The sequence below is a fragment of the Mucilaginibacter galii genome (assembly GCF_014635825.1).
In the GTDB taxonomy this organism is placed as follows: Bacteria; Bacteroidota; Bacteroidia; order Sphingobacteriales; family Sphingobacteriaceae; genus Mucilaginibacter; species Mucilaginibacter galii.
The window spans coordinates 883,022-898,548 of the sequence record NZ_BMDO01000001.1 but is presented as its reverse complement, the minus strand read 5'-3'; the positions used below and the strand labels follow the sequence as shown (position 1 = coordinate 898,548).

At 44.0% G+C, this 15,527-nt stretch carries 12 protein-coding genes; 5 read left to right on the top strand and 7 right to left on the bottom strand.

Annotated features, from left to right (window positions below; translation table 11 throughout):
- The first annotated feature begins 134 nt into the window (after positions 1-134).
- Together IEV61_RS03850 and IEV61_RS03845 are read left to right on the top strand one after the other, a co-directional pair.
- Positions 135-953 carry an OmpA/MotB family protein gene (locus IEV61_RS03850; protein WP_188413912.1) on the top strand — a complete coding sequence of 273 codons (819 nt, stop codon included), beginning with the start codon at positions 135-137 and terminating at the stop codon, positions 951-953.
- Positions 954-1,230: 277 nt separating this feature from the next.
- Positions 1,231-1,989, top strand: coding sequence for a metallophosphoesterase family protein (locus tag IEV61_RS03845; protein ID WP_188413910.1), 759 nt, complete (start codon positions 1,231-1,233; stop codon positions 1,987-1,989).
- Positions 1,990-2,192: 203 nt separating this feature from the next.
- On the opposite strand, the gene IEV61_RS03840 is transcribed toward IEV61_RS03845, so the two are convergent.
- The 5 genes from IEV61_RS03840 to IEV61_RS03820 all read right to left on the bottom strand — a co-directional run bounded on the left by IEV61_RS03840 (position 2,193) and on the right by IEV61_RS03820 (position 5,926).
- Positions 2,193-2,618 (bottom strand): SRPBCC family protein, encoded by a 426-nt coding sequence (locus tag IEV61_RS03840; RefSeq protein WP_188413908.1) that lies wholly within the window; start codon positions 2,616-2,618, stop codon positions 2,193-2,195.
- A gap of 26 nt (positions 2,619-2,644) precedes the next feature.
- Positions 2,645-3,034 carry a DoxX family protein gene (locus tag IEV61_RS03835; RefSeq protein ID WP_188413907.1) on the bottom strand — a complete coding sequence of 130 codons (390 nt, stop codon included), beginning with the start codon at positions 3,032-3,034 and terminating at the stop codon, positions 2,645-2,647.
- 202 nt (positions 3,035-3,236) lie between these two features.
- Positions 3,237-3,785, bottom strand: coding sequence for a dTDP-4-dehydrorhamnose 3,5-epimerase (rfbC, locus tag IEV61_RS03830; protein WP_188413906.1), 549 nt, complete (start codon positions 3,783-3,785; stop codon positions 3,237-3,239).
- Between the two features lie 3 nt (positions 3,786-3,788).
- A complete protein-coding gene (locus tag IEV61_RS03825; RefSeq protein WP_188413905.1) occupies positions 3,789-4,091 on the bottom strand; it encodes a DUF4286 family protein in 303 nt (100 codons plus the stop codon).
- 17 nt (positions 4,092-4,108) lie between these two features.
- Positions 4,109-5,926 carry a tetratricopeptide repeat protein gene (locus IEV61_RS03820; RefSeq protein ID WP_188413904.1) on the bottom strand — a complete coding sequence of 606 codons (1,818 nt, stop codon included), beginning with the start codon at positions 5,924-5,926 and terminating at the stop codon, positions 4,109-4,111.
- Positions 5,927-6,079: 153 nt separating this feature from the next.
- On the opposite strand from IEV61_RS03820, the gene IEV61_RS03815 reads away from it, so the two are divergent.
- The 3 genes from IEV61_RS03815 to IEV61_RS03805 are packed head-to-tail and all read left to right on the top strand — an operon-like array spanning position 6,080 to position 10,324.
- Positions 6,080-7,972, top strand: coding sequence for an alpha/beta hydrolase family protein (locus IEV61_RS03815; protein WP_188413903.1), 1,893 nt, complete (start codon positions 6,080-6,082; stop codon positions 7,970-7,972).
- A 6-nt stretch (positions 7,973-7,978) separates the two neighbouring features.
- The gene (locus IEV61_RS03810) at positions 7,979-9,631 is read left to right on the top strand and encodes a sensor histidine kinase (RefSeq protein WP_188413902.1); all 1,653 of its coding nucleotides are present in this window, start codon (positions 7,979-7,981) and stop codon (positions 9,629-9,631) included.
- A 3-nt stretch (positions 9,632-9,634) separates the two neighbouring features.
- A complete protein-coding gene (locus tag IEV61_RS03805) occupies positions 9,635-10,324 on the top strand; it encodes a response regulator transcription factor (protein WP_188413900.1) in 690 nt (229 codons plus the stop codon).
- A 127-nt stretch (positions 10,325-10,451) separates the two neighbouring features.
- Here IEV61_RS03805 and dcp read toward each other — a convergent pair whose 3' ends face one another.
- Complete coding sequence (gene dcp, locus IEV61_RS03800; protein WP_188413898.1) at positions 10,452-12,596, bottom strand: peptidyl-dipeptidase Dcp; 2,145 nt, start codon at positions 12,594-12,596, stop codon at positions 10,452-10,454.
- 234 nt (positions 12,597-12,830) lie between these two features.
- The gene (locus IEV61_RS03795) at positions 12,831-15,284 is read right to left on the bottom strand and encodes an outer membrane beta-barrel family protein (protein WP_188413896.1); all 2,454 of its coding nucleotides are present in this window, start codon (positions 15,282-15,284) and stop codon (positions 12,831-12,833) included.
- Between the last annotated feature and the right edge of the window lie 243 nt (positions 15,285-15,527).

Sequence of the window (15,527 nt, the reverse complement as noted above, 5' to 3'; positions counted from 1 at the left end):
ATGCTTCGACAAGCTCAGCATGACAAGTGAGAAATAAAAAAAGAATCTGTCAGTCTGAGCTTGTCGAAGACTTCACCAAGCGGCGGATGCTTAGACTGACAGCTTAACTCAAGCAAACAATCAACTCCCATATCATGAAAATAAAATTTATTCTATTAGCACTCATCGGCGGATTAGCGCTGCATTCGTGCAAGGTAATGTCGCCCAAGGCTTACAAGGCGTTGGTAGCCGGGCGCGATTCATTGCAAACCCGCACCACAACCCTCGAAACCGAACTGGCCAGGTTACAAGGTGATACCGCCCGCCTGCACCGCGAAATAGCCGATCTGCAACACAACTACAACGCCCTGAATAGCAGCTACAACAGCAACTCTACTAAACTGACCCAACTATCGGGCGATTTGCAAAAACGTGAAGCCCGCCTGCGCGAGGTGGAAGATATTTTACGTAAGCGCGACGAAGCTACCAATGCCCTGCGCGATAAATTACAACAAGCCCTTTTAGGCTTTCAGCAAAGTGGGTTGTCGGTAGATATACGTAACGGTAAGGTATATGTATCGTTGACCGATAAGCTGTTGTTCCCGTCAGGAAGCATAGTGATTGATGAAAAAGGCAAGCAGGCCTTAAAGCAACTGGCTGTAGTGCTCAATAAAGAGGCCGACATTAATTTATCTATTGAGGGCCATACCGATAATCAACGTGTAGTAAACCTTGGCCAGATCAAAGATAATTGGGATTTGAGCGTATTGCGTGCCACCTCGGTAAGCCGCTATTTAACCGATGTAGAAAAAATAGCCCCGCAACGCATCACCGCCACAGGCAAAGGTGAGTTTCAACCCATTGATCCATCATCAACGCCAGAAGCCCGCGCCAAAAACCGCCGCATTGAAATTGTGTTGACGCCAAAATTGGATGAGTTGTACAATTTGATTAGCACGCCTGCGGCTAAGTAGAATTTTACAACGCCCGTCATTGCGAGGTACGAAGCAATCTCTGCGGAGGCTAACCAAGCGCGTTGGCCTATCGTTCAGCGATTGCTTCGTACCTCGCAATGACGAGATTAAGAGAACAGTTATGCCGAATTTATTTCGACATCCCAAAAGAACGGTAAAAAAGCTGTGATAGCCGGATACTTAACCTGTGAGGTGCCGACATAAATTCGGTATGACGGTTTATGATGTATTTGAACTTTACCCGTAAGAAAGTGTTATTGCATAAAAAGTAAACACTATGAAAATCTATGCCATCATTTCCGACGTTCACGGTAACTCGCTGGCTCTACGGGCGGTGCTTAACGATATCAGTTCCCGGCAGGTAGACCAGATCATCAACCTGGGCGATCACGTGTTTGGTGCCCTGGAACCCGAAGCAGCGGCTGCTTTGATACGACAAACGCCTATGCTTTGTATTAGTGGTAATACCGACAGGGAGATATTGGAAAGTCTGAATAAGCCATCGGAGAAAGAGAATATGGAAAGGGTAAAGTCCGACTTATCTGTAGAAACTATTACCTGGCTCCAAAGCCTGCCGCCAACCGCTGTTTGTGATGAGGTGTTTTTTGTAAGCCATGGTACGCCTGAAAGTGATAACGAATACCTTTTAGAACAGGTTACTGCCCAGGGTGTGTTTGTTTATAACGATGAAGATTTGGTAGCTAAAACACAGCATATTAAAGAGCCCGTTATTTTATGCGGACACTCGCATGTAAACAGGGTGGTGCACCTGTCAAACGGAAAGATTATTCTGAACCCCGGTAGTGTGGGTTTGCCTGCCTATTTAGGCAACGGTGAGCATCGCTTTGCTATGGAATCGATGACGCCGCATGCCAAGTATGCCATAGTTAAAGTGGATGGTGCGCACATCAACATAGAGCAAATACATTGTAGTTACAACTGGCAGCAGGCATCGGCAGCCGCCAAATGCAATGGCAGCGATAAATGGGCGGAATTTTTATTGCATGGAAGAATGCCTAAAGATTTGAGGGTGTAAATTTGCTTCCTATTAGATTGCCAGCAGTGCAATTATAAATTTTTTTAGCAAATTATGTCATTGCGAGCGTAGCGTGGCAATCTCCAGTGACAGGTGACTAAGCGCTCAAAGATTGCCACGTCGCTATCGCTCCTCGCAATGACAATGTTTATTTGTTATAAATACTTCAGTTGGAACTTTAGCTAATAGTAAAATATTTCCAGTTAAATACCTTCCACATACCGTTTAAAATTATCTAAAATAGATTGCCAGCCGGCTTGTTGCATATCTATCGGGTTCATGTTTTCGGGGTCGAAGGTTTCTGTGATGGTGGTTCGATCGGCATCGGCTGTAAAATCTACTTTCACCTGGCGGCCGTCGTCTAAAGCGTAAGTAATCAATTCGTTTTCGATAATAGCGTCGTAAACGCCTTTGAGGTCAAAGCCCATACTGCCGTCTTTCGCCTCCATACGCGAGAGGAACTTGCCGCCGGGGCGCAAATGGTTTTCTGCCCTTGGTGTATGCCAGGTGTCTGTAGCAACACACCATTGCGTAATATGCCGGGGCGAGGTCCAAATTTGCCAAACTTTGGCTACGGGTGCTTTTACCGTAGTTGACACGGTAATGGGGCTGAGGTTGGTTGCTTCCATATGAGTTTATAATTGAGGAGATAAAATTAGTTCCGGGCGTCGCTAACCATAGGTGTGTATTTATGCCAGTTGTCAAAAATAGCCCAAAGGTTTACCGCCAGCAATGTTAATGCTATGGGTAATCCTGACGGGGCATTAAATATATTCGTAAGCAAAATGCCGATCATAACCGGGAAAACAATGATGGCACCAAGCGCCCTGTATTTGGGAATGATAATGAGTATACCACCTATTACTTCAGTAGCGCCAACCAGCGGCATCAGCCAGCTAATTTCCATAAAGGCATGCATTACCTTCATCATGCTTGCGGGCATATCTTTAGGCATAGGCATATAGTTGAAAAACTTGTTGAGCCCGGCGTTGATGAACATCAAACCGAAAAGCAGGCATAGTACGAAGAGGATTTTCTTTTTCATGATTCAGGTTTTTTGAATAAAGTTAATCAATCCTCTAAATCTTTCATAACGATGTTAAAGTGTCTTTTTTAATTTTATATGAAGCAGACCGGCAGTACAAGTAGTTTTCAGGTAACCGCAATAGCTATGCAGCCGAAGTAAAAATAACGGGCACAAAAAAAGCCCCTTTCTATGGTTAGAAAGGGGCTCAGTATTTCGAATCTTAGAATGGACTGTTAAAGTCGGCAAAAGAAGGCAAGATCTCGTCCTTAGGTGATAGCATCACCTCGCGGGCATCTACGCCCCAGCCAATAGCCAGCGTAGGATCGTTCCAGATCACGCCAATTTCTGAAGCCTTATCATAAAAGTTAGTCACTTTGTAAGTGAATATGGTATTATCTTCAAGCGTTACAAAGCCATGCAAAAAGCCGGGTGGTACCCAAAATTGTAAATGGTTAGTTCCGCTTAACTCTACCGATACATGCTGACCGTAAGTAGGTGAATTTTTGCGGATGTCTACCGCAATATCTAACACGCTGCCTTGCAATACGCGCACCAGTTTACCTTGTGCAAACGGGTTGGCCTGGCCATGTAAACCCCGTAAAGCACCTTTTTGCGAAAACGATTGATTGTCTTGCACAAAATTAGCGTCGATGCCTATTTCTTTAAACTTGTTTTGATTGTAGCTCTCGTAAAAATAGCCCCTGTCATCCGGGAAAATACGGGGCTCTAAAATGAGCAGGCCTTCAATAGCCGTGGTGGTCACTTTCATATGTTAGTTTAGGGTTTTCATTATACTGTTAAACAGCACGTATCTGTTCTCAAATTGCTGGTGATGGCGGGTATGTAAGTGGTGCACATGCCTGTCTCTAAAAAGGTAATATTTTGTCATATCATCGGTAAGGTACTGTATGCAGTAAGTTACCCCCTCGTTAGGCGAATCTACAACTTCCAAAATTTTATGGCTGTTAAAGTAACCCGTGGCCATGGCCGCAGGTATATGTTCTTGTCGCATCCACTGCAGCCACTCGGCTTCGGCACTGGCTTCTACCACATAGGTTTCGTTGTATATGATCATGATTGCAAAAGTATAAATTATGAAGAGCTATCGGGCTTATCGCCGCGTAATAATCTGAAATGTTTACGGGCGTTGCCAATCCATACACTGCCCGGGTAATCGGTAATTACTTTCTGGAAATAGCCTTTGGCCGTTTCCTTATCATTCAATTGATCCTCATAGATGGTGCCCAGCATGTAAACGGCATCATCGGCCCAAAGGTCGGTTTGGTGATCGCTCACAATCTGTTTAAGCAGCGCAATGGCCGCCTGATGATTTTTCTGCTGAATGTATATACGGGCCTTCGCCATTAAGATATCATCCTGCAGGGAGTTACCCGGATACTTTTTATCGATGCTATCCAGCGTGACTAATGCTTTTTCAGGCTCCTCCATAAATATTTTTAAATCGGCCCGTGCATAAATTTTAAGGGCTTTGCCAGCAGTATCAGCAACCAGGTTATCGCCAATCAGCAAAGAAAGGTTGAGTGCATCATTAGCAATGAGTTGTGAGGTAGCGGCTTTTAAAACATTCAACTGGCCTTTGGCGTACTTAAAATCGCCGGTGTAATAGGCGAGCTTGGCATTGCGGTAGTTGGCATCCTGGGCTACGGGTGTACCGGCGTATGCTTTTTCTACCTGGCTGTAGGTAAGGGTGGCTTCCCAGGGTTGGCCATTCATGAGGTATACATCGCCTAAATCTAACTTACAACCGGCCAGCAGTTGCGGGCGCAGGTTGGGGAGGTTAACGGCATCTTCCAGCAGGCGTTGAGCGTCGTTAAGCTTATGCAATTTAAAAGCCTGCAGGTTAGCCAGCTTTTGCATGGCAAAAGCGGTGCTTGCCCTGCGGCCAAATTCATTGATCAGATCGGTGTAATCTTTCTCCAGACTCAACAGGTCGGCAGCTATGTATTTTCCCGAAGTAATTTTGAGGTTTTTTGTATTTACAAGCTCAATTTTTGTGGGAATATATAGTTCGTCGGTACGGGTATTTTTGGTGAGCAGGTACTCATAGCCACGTATGGCAGTATCGTAAGCTTCGTTGGCAACGAGGGTTTGGCAAAGATCAAAAATATCATTTCCCTTATTATCGGTTTGCCGGCGGTTAATGGCGAGGGCCTGGTTAAGCGCCTGGTCGTACTGCTTTTGCTGCAAATACTGCCAGGTAAGCAGGCTGGAGTATACTATTTGCTGCGGATCTTTTTGAATGAGCTTGAGCAGGGCTGTGCGCAACAGGTCGTAATCGGCCTCGTTTTCGTACACGGCCGACAGTGTACTCTCGGCCTGGTTAATATAAACCGGGTTGTTGGGCAAAAAGTTAAGATACTCATCGGTTAAGCCGCCTTTGTCGCGTTTAAAGCGGTAAAGGCTAATCAATTCCATAGAAAACAACTGGTCGTTATGCAGCAGCTTGCGGCCTTGTTTTAATATCTTAATAGCATAATCAGAGTTTTCGGCTTGGTAAAACTGGGTAGCCATTGAACTGATGGCTGCCGGGTTGGCTGGCAGTTTTTTAAGCAAATCATCGTATACGGCATTAGCTTTATCGGGGTGACCCTGCTCGGTGTAAATCTTACCTAAATTTATGGCGTATTGGCTCTCCTCCGGATGTTTACGCGCAATTTTTTTGGTGATGCTTTCCGCCTCTTCCAGTTTTTTAAGGCTGATCAAATTATCAACGTACAGCGAATAATAAGTTTCATTATCCATTTTGTATAAGCGCTGATAAATGTCGGAGGCTTTTTCAAGCTCGCCGGTTTGCGCATATTGGCGTGCCAGTTGCAAATCATTATCTTGCGCAGCTAAGCGCTCAACCTTGAAGGTTAAAACAATAATGAGCAAAAGCAGGTACTTCATAATCAAAAATAATAAATTGCAGCCGAAGCAAACGATATATTTACTAATAGTTTAGGTATGAAACTAACGGGTAAAATTGTAGTGACATTGTTTAGCACCCAAGTAAATTTATCTAATTTGACCTTATCAAAGCAGCAACAGGACTGACCACAGATGTTAAACCGTTTTAAGTTTTTACTTTTTATAACACTACTTACCTCAATTTTCTCTTGTGGTGAGCATGAGCATGGTCAGATTCCTATTCGCGAGTTTTTTAAAACACCTGAGAAAAGTTTCTTCAAAATCTCGCCCGATGGTAAGTATCTGTCTTACCTGAGGCCTTATAAAGATAAGCAAAACCTGTTTGTTCAGAGCCTGGCCGATGGTAAGGAGCGCATGGCTACTTCATTTACAGAGAATGCGGTACGCGATTACTTTTGGACTTACAATAACCAGTTGGTTTTTAACCAGGATGTTACCGATATGGACAGTGTGAAAATGTATGCCATAGATGTAAATAGCCTGAAAATACGCACTTTGCTTAATGCTCCGCCTAAAACACGCATAAGGCTGTTAAACCGTTTGAGGAAACAGCCCGATGTCATTACGCTGACCATGAACAAGCGCGACCTGTCTACCTTTGATGTGTACCGCTTAAACATACAAACCAATGCCCTGTCGCTCTACATTAGCAATCCGGGTAACATTACCGAGTGGTACCCCGATAATGATGGTAAGATACGCCTGGCCAAAGCATCAGATGGGGTAGACGAAAGCATTTTATACCGCATGAACGAGAATGCGCCGTTTAAGCCCATCATCAAAAATAATTTTAAAAACAAGGTAGACCCGGTGGCCATTGCCGGGGGCGGAAGTTCTTTTTATGCACTCTCCAACGTTGGGCGCGATAAAACAGCCCTCGTTCAAATAAATGCTGAAACCGGTAAGGAAGAAAAAGTGATCTATGCCGGTAGCAAAGCCGATATTTTAGAAGTAGGCTACTCACGCAATAAACAGCGGCTGGAGTACGCCGGCTGGGAAGATTCAAAACCGCATAAGCATTTCCTGAACGACAGCGCCAAGCAAATGTATACCGATTTGAAAAGTAAGCTAAAGGGCGGCGTGATCAAATTTGTAGAGCGCGATACGGCTGAAAGGAAATATATTATTGGTACCTACACCGATCGTAACCCCGGAACTTTTTACTTATACGAACCCTACAATAAAGGTAAGCTAACACAGCTAAGTAATCTCAATGGCCTAAAACCCGAAGAGCTTTGCGCTATGCAGCCTGTAGCCTTTAAAGCCAGCGATGGCATGTTGATTAACGGTTATTTGACGTTACCGCTGGGCGATAAAAAGGAGAATCTGCCGGTGGTAGTAATGCCGCATGATGGTCCCTGGGGGCGTAATTACTGGGGTTATAGTGCCGAGGTGCAGTTTTTAGCTAACCGTGGTTACGCCGTTTTTCAAATCAACTATCGTGGCTCAACCGGGTATGGTAAAGCGTTCCACGGTGCCGGTTTTAAGCAGGTGGGTGGCAAAATACAAAGTGATATCAGCGATGGTGTGCAGTGGCTTATCAGTCAAAAAATTGCTAATCCTAAAAAGGTAGCCCTTATGGGTGCGCGTTTCGGCGGCTTTTCGGCATTGTATGGTTTATCATTCCACCCGCAGCTTTATAATTGTGCCGTGGTGCAGTACGGGCTAATCAACTTCTTTACTTATTTAAAAGATGTGCCGCCGTTTTTTAAGCCGCGCCTGCAAATGACCTACGAAATGGTGGGTAATCCCGAAACGGACGCTAACCAGTTCAGGGCTATATCGCCGGTTTTTCACGCCGATAAAATTAAGGCACCTTTGCTGATTTTTCAGGGTGCCAAAGACCCGAGGGCCAACATTAGCGAGCTGAACCAGTTTGTGCGCGAGTTGCAAAAAAATAACGTGCAGGTGAAGTACGTGCTTAAAGACAACGAACGCAGTTTTTTTAAAAGTGAGCACAACCGTATGGAGATGTATGGTGAAATAGAGAAGTTTTTGAACACCAACATGAAAGTTAAGCCTTAACTTCTCATGAGTACCCAGGCGCACAAAAACGTATATCAAAAAAACTTTTCGCTTATTGCTGCTTTTCTGGTAATGATCTCAATAACCCTGGTGGTTGCACTGGTTATTGCGCAAAGGTTTACCGAGACATATGTTAAAAACGAGTTTGCATCGCGTAAGCTTGATGTGCTGGAGCAAACCCTGAAACCTTATAACGACTTTTTTCAAAACCGTATCCCTGAAATTACTTCTTATCAGGGTTTTCTTGATTCGGCTTCGGCAGCTAACTATGCCCGGTCTGTATTTACCGATTACCCTTTTGTTAAAAACATCCGCTACGATGAAATAGCCATTAGCAGCAAAAGCGAAGAGCGTACACCAGGCAATGCCATGAATATTTCGGTAAAGTCGGTTTACGAATACCAGCCGCAAAATAATGGAGGCGTAGTTGGCAGGAGGTTACCACGCAATGCCGATGAAGATGATTTTAGTCGCATAGCCAAAAAGCTGAACTACTATATCGTAGTGGCCGATACCTCGCGGGTGCCCAATCAAGAGGAGATTTACAGTACATTTTACGATGTAAAGCCCAGCAAGATCAGCTACCTTAATATTCCGAGGCGACAGGAAATTAAAGATTACCGTATGCTGCAAAAAGGCGGGCGTGCTTCAGCCTACTACAAGCAAAACATGATGACCTTTATGCTTGATGTATACACCATTAAGCTAAGAAATACCCACCCCGAGTTGTATGAGAACGTAAGCATACAACCCGTGGTATACGATCCCATTAGTGCCGACAATGGCGAGATGCGTACCGAAGTAGCTTTCCCCGGTGCATTCTCCGATTATAAGCTGTACTTTAAATCGGCCCCAAATCATTTGGATGATGAAATTAACCGCCGTTTTATGCCCATTGCGGGTATAGTGCTGCTTATTTATGTGTTTTTGGTGGTAATTGGGTTTTTGATCTACCGTAACCTGAATGTGAACCTTAAGCTGTTTAAGCTGCAATATGATTTCATTAACAACTTTACACACGAATTTAAGACACCTGTAAGCGTTATAAAAATTGCAGGGTCGAACCTGCGGGGTGATGGCGAACTGAGCGAACGTCAGCGGAAACACTACGGCAAGATACTGGATGAGGAGGCCGATAAGCTGAACGAACTGATGAATAAGCTGCTTTCATTTACGCAGATAGAGAACCGCTCTATTAAACTTAATAAAGAAGAGATCAATCTTGAAAATTTTGTGCAGAAATATATCAATACCTTTAGCATTAAGTACCCTGATTTTAAGCTGGATTACAAGGTAGAAGGTATTCATCACTTTTATACAGACCCGGTACTGCTAGGCAGTATTTTTCAGAATATGATAGAGAATGCTTATAAATATTCTAACCCGGGACAAAAGGAACTATTTATAGAAATTAGCTACGAAAAACGTAATATTGTTATCTCCTTTACCGATAAAGGGATAGGAATACCTAAAGACGAACTCAATAATATTTTTAAGAAGTTTTACCGCATAGAGAATCAGTATAACCAAAATGGAAGCGTAGGCCTGGGCTTGGCTTTTTGCAAGGAACTGGCTAACTTTATGAGCGGAGATTTACAGGTAAAGAGTAAAGTGAACGAGGGCTCGGAGTTTATTGTGACCTTGCCTTATGAAAATTAAACCATGAACACAGAAATTAAGATTGCACTGGTTGAAGATGATGAGAACTTACGTTTCTTAGTGGCCGAACGCCTCGCAACCGAAGGTTATAAAGTACTGGAAGCTGCCAATGGCAAAGACGCTGAAAAAATCATACTCGAAAACATACCCGACATTGTATTGCTGGACTGGATGCTTCCCGGACAGCAGGGTTCGGAAGTGTGTGCCAACGTACGCGAAAAGGGGTTTGATAAACTGGTGATCATGATGACGGCCAAGGCGCAGGATATTGATAAGATAGAGGCTTACAATTTTGGCGTTTCTGATTATATTACCAAGCCATTCAATATGGATGTGCTGGTGGCCATGATCGATAATAAGATCAAGTTTTCGCTCAACAGCGATAAATCTGAGATACACCGCTTTGCCGATATGGAACACCATCCTAACACGCACCTGCTGGTAAAAGCAGGTCGTAAGGTGGAACTTACCATTTTAGAGAACCGCATACTGCTTTACTTTCTCAAAAACAGGAACAAGGTAATTAACCGCGAAGAACTGATGATGGAAGTTTGGGGTTACAACGCCGATGTAAATACGCGCACGCTGGACATGCACATTGTGCGCCTGCGTAAAAAAATAGAGAATAACCCCGATTCGCCTCAATACCTGCAAACCGTACGCGGTGTAGGATATAAGTTTGCCTACGAATAGGGCTAACTCACCATTCTAAATATAAAAAGAAGTAATCTTTACACGATGGCCAACCTTATTGGCTTATCTATGTAAAGATTGCTTCTTTTTTTTGGCTAATAATTTAAATAGCTCTGTGGTCTTGCAATTATTCGATTAATCCGCGCTTGCGCAGCAACGGCTTAATATCGGGCTCGTGGCCGCGGAAGGCTTTGAACATTTTGCCATAGTCCTCAGTATTGCCGCGCGATAAGATCATATCGCGAAATCGCTGACCGTTTTGGCGCGATAGTCCGCCGTTTTCCTGGAACCAGCTGTAAGCATCGTTTTCCAACATAGAGGTCCAGCTGTAAGCATAGTAACCGGCAGCGTAGCCATTACTCCAGATGTGCAAGAAGTAGCTGGAACGGTAGCGTGGTGGCACTTGCGGTAAATCAAGCTTAGTTGTTTTCAGGGCCTGTGTCTCAAATTTATCAACGTCCTGTAATTCGCTACCGGCTGGCAAGGTATGCCATTGCATATCTAACTCGGCAGCGGCCAAAGCTTCGGTTAGCGCGTAGCCCTGGTTAAAGGTAGCCGCTTTTTTAATTTTATCTAATAAAGCTTGCGGCATAGGTTTGCCGGTTTGGTAGTGCAGGGCGTAATTGTTGAACACCTTAGGATCTGACGCCCAGTGTTCGTTAAATTGTGAGGGAAATTCCACATAATCGCGGGCTACGCTGGTGCCCGACAGGCTGACGTACTTCTGACTGGCAAACAAGCCGTGCAGCGCATGTCCAAACTCATGAAACATAGTAGTTACATCGTCGAAACTTATCAGTGCCGGCTGACCGGGAGCTGGCTTGGTGAAGTTACATACGTTGTAGATAACCGGCTTGGTACCCATCAGTGTAGATTGCTCTACCAAATTGCTCATCCAGGCACCGCCCGATTTATTGTCGCGTTTAAAGTAATCGCAATAAAACAAACCTACCTGGCTGCCATCTTTATCCATTACATCAAATACCCGTACATCGGCCTGGTAAACCGGCAGGTCTTTGCGCTCTTTAAAGGTTAAACCATACAACTGGTTAGCGGCATAGAATACGCCGTTTTGCAAAACTTTATCTAATACAAAATAGGGTTTTACCTGGCTTTCATCAAGGTCGTATTTGGCTTTGCGTACTTGCTCAGCGTAAAAGTCCCAATCCCAGGGTTGTAATTTAAAGCCGCCTTTTTGTGCGTCTATTACTTTTTGTATTTCGGCTGCTTCTTGTGTGGCTTTGTTAGTGGCGGCTGGCACCAGTTTGCCTAAAAACGTGGCTACTGCTTCGGGCCTTTGCGCCATTTGGTCTTGGAGTTTCCAAGCGGCGTAGTTTTTGAAACCTAACAAGCTGGCCTGTGCCGAGCGGATCTCTGCAATGCGCGCAATGGCCTTGCGGGTGTCGTTAGCATCTCCTTTTTCGGCCCGATTCCAAGAGGCTTCAAAGAACTTTTGGCGGGTAGCCCGGTTGGTGAGCGATTGCAGATCGGGCTGTTGTGTGGTGTTTTGCAAGGCAATTAACCACTTGCCTTTTTGCTTGGCGGCTTCGGCATTTTGCGCAGCAGCATCTAAAGTGCCCTGCGGTAAGCCGGCCAGATCTTCTTTTTTATCCACCACCAACGCCCCTTCTTTAGCAGCGGCCAATAGCTGGTTGGTAAATTTGGCCGATAGGGTGGCTTCCTCTTTGTTCAGGTCTTTCAACTTAGTTTTATCAGCTTCAGATAGTTTGGCACCCGCCAGCTGAAAGCGTTGGTAGTAATATTCTAATAACCGTAACGATTCCGTATCCAGCTTTAAACCTACGCGTTTGTTGTAAACTGTTTCTACCCGTTTAAATAATTTGGTGTTCAAATAAATGGCATCGTTATTAGCAGCCAGTTTAGGGGCTTCATCTTCCTGTACCTTTTGCAGGTCGGGGTTGGTATTGGCGCCGGTAAGCAAGTTAAACACATGGTTTACGCGGCTAAGCAATTGCCCACTTTTTTCAATAGCGATGATGGTATTGTCGAAAGTAGGCGCTTCGGCATTGTCGGCTATCTTGCCAATTTCGGCCAGTTGCTGCTTCATGCCTTCTTCCATAGCCGGCTTAAAGTCGCCATTTTTGATCTTGGTGAAATCGGGTGCCTGGAAGGGGAGCTTGCTGGCTTCGGCAAACGGGTTTGACGAAGAGAAGTCATTACTGCCCGAGTCGTTTGCCGACGATGGCTTATTATTATTACAGGCCGACATGGCTAATAGTATAATGATAGATGCGTAAGAGAGCCGTTTCATTTGATTGGATTAATATGTTAAATGAAATTTCAGATAGGGCAAAGGGTGGGGCAAGTTATTAAAAAACCAATCAAATAAAAAAGCCGCTTCTGTAGAGAAGCGGCTTAGATGCAATTCAAAAACAATCATGTCATTGCCAGGAGCGATAGCGACGTGGCAATCTCACGGCGACCGGTCTAAAGAGATTGCCACGCTATTGCTCGCAATGACATGATGGTTTTGAGGGTCGTTAGCTTAGTTGCCCGATTTTACACGGTTCTTTTCATCATCAGCACCGCTTTGGTGTCTTCTTGATTGAATTTTGCTGTTACCAAAGTTGTAAGTGAAAGTTAAGCGGGCTACACGGGTTTCATTTTTTTGGAATACATCAAAATTTAAGTTGCCCTGGCGCACAGTTAAGTTTTGCTTGCGGGTATTGAATACATCGCTTACCGAAAACTTCAGGTTAGCCTTTTTCTCGGCAAATGATTTGCTGATACCGGCATCAAAACTGTACTGGCTGCGGATGTGGAACAAACCGTAAGTTAACGGCGATTGGTAGTTAAAGGTGCCTTCGGCTTTTACCGTTTTGCTTAAAATAAAGGTGTTTATGGCGTTACCGCTGCCGGCAAACTGTCCGTTATCAAGGTTAAGCTTGGTAGTATTGGTTTTAAACCCCAGGTAAAAAGCGGTGAAGTTGTTGTTCACGCTCCACCATTTTGCAATGGTAAACGGCGCGTTAACGTTTAAGCTGTAATTGGTTTGCTGGGCAAGGTTATCGCGGGTAATCAACGTGTTTACACCAATTTGCTCAGGCAGTTCTACCATTACATCGGTAGTAAGGCTGTAACCTAAGGTGGCGTTATATTTTTTGTTGTATGTGTAAGATAGCTCGTAAGAGTTGGTATACTGTGGTTTAAGGTTGGGGTTGCCTTGCTGATAAGTATAGGCGTTTAAGATCTGCTGAAAACTATTCAGGTCATCATAGCTCGGACGATCGATGCGGCGGCTATAGTTTAAGCCCAAACTGTGTTTGTCAGATAACTCCTGGTTTACAAACACGCTTGGGAACCAGCTCAGGTAATGTCTTTCATTAATTAAAGTAACATTGTTTACATCTCTCGAATCACCTTTTGAGTTGGTTTGCTCGGCACGTAAACCGGCTTGTAACGATGTTTTTTTCCAGCTTTTGCTAAAGTTTACATAACCGGCGTTAATGTTTTCGGTGTATTTATACAGGTTGGTGCGGCCGGCATCGGTTACCCAGTTATTGTTAAGTATAGAGTCGGTACGTAAATCGTTATTGGTAGCCACGTAGCTAAATTTCATACCAGCTTCCAGTTTCACGGTTTTGCCCAGTGGGTTGGTGTAGTCGGCTTTAAATGTTCCAATGTTTATTTTGCTGGGCAGGCTGTTTCTCAACAACGAATTGGTGCGCAATGTAATACCATCGGCGTAAAAGTAGTTGTTGGCGTAGTTGTTACTCTGCTTATTGTAAAAATGGGAGTAATCGGCGTCCATACTCAATTCTTTGCCGGCAGTGTCTAATACTATGCGGTTGTTTATGTTGGCGGCTATATTGTTATAACGTTCTATGGTCCGGTTATTAGTGGTTGTAACCGCGCTGGTGTTAATTTTATCGGGGCTAATTAAGGTGTTGTTAAAAGAGTTAGCATCAAAGGCCGAATTGTAACCGGTTACCTGTACGCCCAGGGTGTTGGTTTTGCTCAAATCATAATCGGCACCTAATTTATAGTTGTGCGAATTACGGCTGCCCAGCATGTCGGTGTTTTCATCAAAATAAGTCAACTTCCCGTTGTTGGTAACAGCACGGTTCAAATTAATATCTTGTGGGCGTTTGTTGTTGGTGTAACTGTAGTTTCCAAAAACATTAAGGTTACCATCTTTGTGGTTCAGGTTTAAAGAAGTACTGGCTTTGTGGTTTTGACCGTAACCGCCGGTAGCTGCTAAACTGCCGTTAGTACCGGCTGATTTATTTTTCTTTAATTTAATGTTGATGATACCCGAGTTACCTGCAGCATCATACTTGGCCGATGGATTGGTAATGATCTCGATAGACTGGATAGTGTTACCATCGGTTGAGCGTAGCATATTAGCTAACTGGGCCGATGAAAGGTAGGTTAATTTACCATCTAACATTACGGTTACACCTTGTTTACCTTTCAGGCTAATGTTATCATCTTTATCAATAGTGACACCGGGGGCACGCTCTAAAATTTCCATAGCCGAATTGCCTGCAGCCAATACACTGTTTTCAACGTTCATTACGGTACGGTCAATTTTGCGCTCTATCAAGGGTTTGGTTGCAGTTATGTTAACGGCCTTTAAACTTGATGTAGCAGGTAACAACTGTAATACGGGTACTTTAACTGCGGTATTAGCTTCAACGGTAACCGGGCCGCTAAAGGTTTTATTGTAACCAATAATGGTGGCTTTGATAATGTAGATGCCGTTGTTAACACGCTCAATAGTATAAAGACCGGCTTCGTTGGTAAGGCTGCTTTTTACTATCGATGAGTCTTTTGCACGTAAAAGTGTAACGGTGGCATAATCGGCAGGTTTGCCTTGCTCGGTTATTACCGAACCTGTAATTTTTCCGGCAGGGGCGGGGGTAGTTTGTGCTTGTGCAACAACGCTGCCTGCCGCGAGGCCTAAAAGTAATAGTAATCTATATGTGATTGATTTCATGATGGTTAAGGTTTGGTAGGGTGTAAAATTTTAGCAATAGTTATCCAGTTAAAGATTTTTGGTCTCTTTTTAATTAATAGACTAATGGTTTTGTTGAATTTTTAGCCTGCCGTAATAGCCGGCTATGTATTGTTATTTGTTAGTAAGATGCAAAAGAGGGCGTGTAGGTTACAAATTATTTTAAATTTTTTCAAAAAAGCCTTGTTTTCAGCATCGTAGCTATCTTTTAACTGAGGTATAAAT

Bases quoted from the DNA above. Each gene is read 5' to 3' on its own strand.
- IEV61_RS03850 (WP_188413912.1), top strand. From the start codon at position 135: ATGAAAATAAAATTTATTCTATTAGCACTCATCGGCGGATTAGCGCTG.
- IEV61_RS03845 (WP_188413910.1), top strand. From the start codon at position 1,231: ATGAAAATCTATGCCATCATTTCCGACGTTCACGGTAACTCGCTGGCT.
- IEV61_RS03840 (WP_188413908.1), bottom strand. From the start codon at position 2,618: ATGGAAGCAACCAACCTCAGCCCCATTACCGTGTCAACTACGGTAAAA.
- IEV61_RS03835 (WP_188413907.1), bottom strand. From the start codon at position 3,034: ATGAAAAAGAAAATCCTCTTCGTACTATGCCTGCTTTTCGGTTTGATG.
- rfbC (WP_188413906.1), bottom strand. From the start codon at position 3,785: ATGAAAGTGACCACCACGGCTATTGAAGGCCTGCTCATTTTAGAGCCC.
- IEV61_RS03825 (WP_188413905.1), bottom strand. From the start codon at position 4,091: ATGATCATATACAACGAAACCTATGTGGTAGAAGCCAGTGCCGAAGCC.
- IEV61_RS03820 (WP_188413904.1), bottom strand. From the start codon at position 5,926: ATGAAGTACCTGCTTTTGCTCATTATTGTTTTAACCTTCAAGGTTGAG.
- IEV61_RS03815 (WP_188413903.1), top strand. From the start codon at position 6,080: ATGTTAAACCGTTTTAAGTTTTTACTTTTTATAACACTACTTACCTCA.
- IEV61_RS03810 (WP_188413902.1), top strand. From the start codon at position 7,979: ATGAGTACCCAGGCGCACAAAAACGTATATCAAAAAAACTTTTCGCTT.
- IEV61_RS03805 (WP_188413900.1), top strand. From the start codon at position 9,635: ATGAACACAGAAATTAAGATTGCACTGGTTGAAGATGATGAGAACTTA.
- dcp (WP_188413898.1), bottom strand. From the start codon at position 12,596: ATGAAACGGCTCTCTTACGCATCTATCATTATACTATTAGCCATGTCG.
- IEV61_RS03795 (WP_188413896.1), bottom strand. From the start codon at position 15,284: ATGAAATCAATCACATATAGATTACTATTACTTTTAGGCCTCGCGGCA.